The organism is Pleomorphovibrio marinus (assembly GCF_003347495.1).
GTDB lineage: Bacteria > Bacteroidota > Bacteroidia > Cytophagales > Cyclobacteriaceae > Pleomorphovibrio > Pleomorphovibrio marinus.
Genome location: NZ_QCXY01000035.1, coordinates 1 through 1,161, shown reverse-complemented (window position 1 = coordinate 1,161; position 1,161 = coordinate 1). Strand labels below are relative to the sequence as shown.

The following is a 1,161-nucleotide window of genomic DNA, read 5'->3' as shown; positions in this document are numbered from 1 at the left end:
CTGACTTTTCATCTTAACCGCTTGATATAATCCTCCATCGCCAGTCTGACCAGTTCATCCCAGTGTTCTTGTTTGACAGCCGCAAGAGGGGGAACAGCTAAAATTTCTTCCCTAGAATCGGCCCATACTTGGTCGGATTTATATCGGATATGGCGAGAATAAACAATTTCATCTTCTTTAATCACAAATACAAATAAGCTAAGGTAGGTTATAAAATACCAACCTTTACTACTAAAATTACCAACTCCAGAAAATGAAGTGACAAATGAATATTGATTATGGGCATAGATGATTGGGATCAATTTTACATTACCAATAATAGAATCAGCTAAAGTCCTAATATATGTATCATCAATATGTCCAATTCTTACTGCTTGCTGCCGATATAAGGAACTATCAATTAAATTTTTACTCAAATTGATATCAATGAGATTAAAATCAATTTTGTAAATCGATTTCTTAAAAACCATTAATAAACTATCTTTATTAACAAATAAAGGTTTTTTATTTGGGGTTAATAAAACTTCATTAATTGAATTGTACAACCCGTAATTTCTCACAACCAATGTATCGGTAGTAGTGTAAGATTTTTTAGTAACCCATTTTCCTCTACTTTTTTTATGGAATACGTTATTTGGGGCACAACCTAAAAAAAGAAGTGAAATAAGGAGTAATGGAAGAATAAATAAATTTCTCATGCCTTACTTTGTTAGAATGAGTACAACCAACTATAAGCGAAAGATTTCATTCCATAAGAAGCCGCTTTACTTTTTCGATAGTCCCCAAATTTGACTTGCCGCATTTTGGTTTTAAAGTAATAATTTGTAGAGTATTCAGCAAAATAAGCTAGAGAACTTTGTCCAAGCCTTTGAGCAAAGGGTCTAAAAATAGAATCTCCAAAATCACCACCCATAATCCCTTCCTGCAAGCTTGCGCCTATACCGCCCATCATAAAGGCCGCGCCGTGGATGGCCAGGGGCTTTTTGAAAAACGCCTGTTCCTTGTCGTAGGCAAAGTTGCCCGCCACGTTTAGCAGGCCGTATTTGGTGAAGGTCTCCATACCGGATTTCCCGGCCAAGCTCCATTTATATTTAATGGATTCGCTAAAGCTCAGCCCCGCATAACTGGAGAGACCCCCGCCCACAAAAGACTGGGCCGCAC

Annotated in this window: 2 protein-coding genes; both read right to left on the bottom strand. The window is 37.2% G+C overall.

What is annotated here, in order from left to right:
- Positions 1-8: 8 nt before the first annotated feature.
- Positions 9-698 (bottom strand): hypothetical protein, encoded by a 690-nt coding sequence (locus tag DB520_RS26230; RefSeq protein WP_114752798.1) that lies wholly within the window; start codon positions 696-698, stop codon positions 9-11.
- An 11-nt stretch (positions 699-709) separates the two neighbouring features.
- Positions 710-1,161: hypothetical protein (locus DB520_RS26225; protein WP_157972275.1), on the bottom strand; the 452-nt coding region annotated here is incomplete at its 5' end.